The following is a 1,860-nucleotide window of genomic DNA, read 5'->3' as shown; positions in this document are numbered from 1 at the left end:
GGAGGCGGGGGGAGGGGTTCTGACGGGGGCATGGCGGCGTCCTTCTTCCGGGGTCGGGTCAGAGGCGGCGACGAGCCGGAGAAGTGCGCGCTACCAGCGCGTTGTGCCCAAAATGCAATCTACCTCACACTCGGTTGGATAAAAGCACATTCACGATCCGGGTCAGAACGGGACCTGGGTCCGGAGCAGTCCCTCCGCCGGGGCCCGGCCGCTGAGTGCTCGGCAGAACTCGAACGCGTCCATGGTGAGGTTCTCGCCCGCGCCCGAGTGCCCGCCGTGCTGCCAGCGCCCGCCCGCCGGGCCGGTGAGCTCCAGGTCGTACGCCTGGCCGTGACGACCGGCCCACTCGGTCACCACGTCGTCGACGATCACCCCCTCGTGTTCCGCGGTCGCCGTCATGGTGGCTCCCGTCGCGGAGGCGATGTCGATGCGGTGCATGAACGGATCGCGGGTGAGGATCACGTCGAAGAGGTAGCCCATGGACCACCATTCGCCGTTGTCCTCCATGGCCTGCTTCCTCATCACGCCCGGCGCGCGCCGCCTGTTCCTGGCCGCCCTGGGGGCCAGTCGGCGCACCTGGGCGATGAGTTCGTCCGTCGACAGGCCGGCGTTCTTCTCCACCTGCAGCGCGGTCATCGCGTCGATCGCGGGGCAGCCCTCGCGCTTGGCGCGCCTGCCGGACGCGACCTGCTGGCGGACCATCTCCGGCCAGCTGGCGAGCATCTGGATCATGCCGAGCATGTGCCCGGCCATCGCGCGCACGTCCCACTCGGTGCAGTCGGTCCGGGTGCCCCACTGCTCGGGGGTGAGGCGGTCGAGCATGTCGGCCACCCGCTCGTACTCGGTCTCGGCCAGGCGCGCGGCGGTGTCGCGGTCCAGCCGGGGCGGTCGCGGGTCGTTCTTCGAGCGGTGTTGCCCGGTTGTCGTGGTCATGGCGGTGTGCCTTCCTGTGTGGTGGTGACCGGGACGTCGGTCGGGATGCCGACGTCGTGCAGGTACATGTCGACCGCGCGGTCGAACAGGCGGGCCCAGCGATCGCCGCCGGGGTCGTTGGCGAGTTGGGCGTCCGCCATGCCGCCCACCACCGCCACGTAGAGGTCGATGTCCTCCCGGTCGGTGATCCCGATGGCTGCGAACCGCTGACGCAGACCGTCGAGCACGAGCACCGCGGGCGCGTAGGCCTCGGGGCTGGGTTCGAAGCCGGGGATGGTGCGCTGGTTCATCAGCTGGAACCGGGCGAGGTCGCTCACGCAGAAGTCGAAGTACGCCCGCGCGTACATCCGGACCGTCCCCCGGGCATCGGACGGGCGTCCCTCGTCCAGGGCCAGCATGATGTCGAGGCACTCGGTCCAGGCCTGGGCGAACATGGCGTCGTAGATGGCGTTCTTGGAGTCCACGTGGGAGTACAGCGACGGCGCCTTCATGCCGACGCGGGCCGCGACATCGCGGAGGGTCAGCTGGGCCAGGCCCTGCTCGCGGGCCACCTCCCACGCGGCGTCGATGATCTCCCGCCGTGTCGCCTCACGTCGTTCGGCTGACCTATCGCGATTCGGAGTGCCTAACATGGTTAGGATTGTGCGCCGGTGACCCGCCGGTGTCCAGAGGCGATCGGGTTGCGTTCGGGTCTCGGTGCCGTCACGGCGCGTGGGCCCCGAGGGCTACCACCTCGTCGGCCCAGCGCCCGGCCAGTCGGAGATCGTGGGTGATCGCCAGGACGCCCAGGCCTCCGTCGGCCCGCCGGCGGAGGGTGCGGGCGATCGCGGCCGTGCTCAGCGGATCCAGATGGGCGGTGGCCTCGTCGGCGATCAGGTACCGGGGTTCCTGGGCCAGCGCGCGGGCCAGGCAGGCGCGCTGGAGTTG

The 1,860-nt window shown here is 70.5% G+C and carries 2 protein-coding genes and 1 pseudogene; all 3 read right to left on the bottom strand.

The window, feature by feature from the left end; all coding sequences use genetic code 11:
• Positions 1-162: 162 nt before the first annotated feature.
• Complete coding sequence (locus G6021_RS15220; protein ID WP_182639254.1) at positions 163-933, bottom strand: maleylpyruvate isomerase family mycothiol-dependent enzyme; 771 nt, start codon at positions 931-933, stop codon at positions 163-165.
• Complete coding sequence (locus G6021_RS15215) at positions 930-1,565, bottom strand: TetR/AcrR family transcriptional regulator (RefSeq protein ID WP_182641645.1); 636 nt, start codon at positions 1,563-1,565, stop codon at positions 930-932. Before G6021_RS15215 ends, G6021_RS15220 begins: the two co-directional genes overlap by 4 nt.
• Positions 1,566-1,635: 70 nt before the next feature.
• Positions 1,636-1,860: pseudogene (locus G6021_RS15210) on the bottom strand (hypothetical protein); the annotation flags it as partial.

The sequence above is a fragment of the Dietzia sp. CW19 genome, assembly GCF_014145265.1.
Taxonomy (GTDB): domain Bacteria; phylum Actinomycetota; class Actinomycetes; order Mycobacteriales; family Mycobacteriaceae; genus Dietzia; species Dietzia natronolimnaea.
Note: the sequence above shows the minus strand (reverse complement) of the source record. Positions and strands in the feature narration are given on the sequence as shown.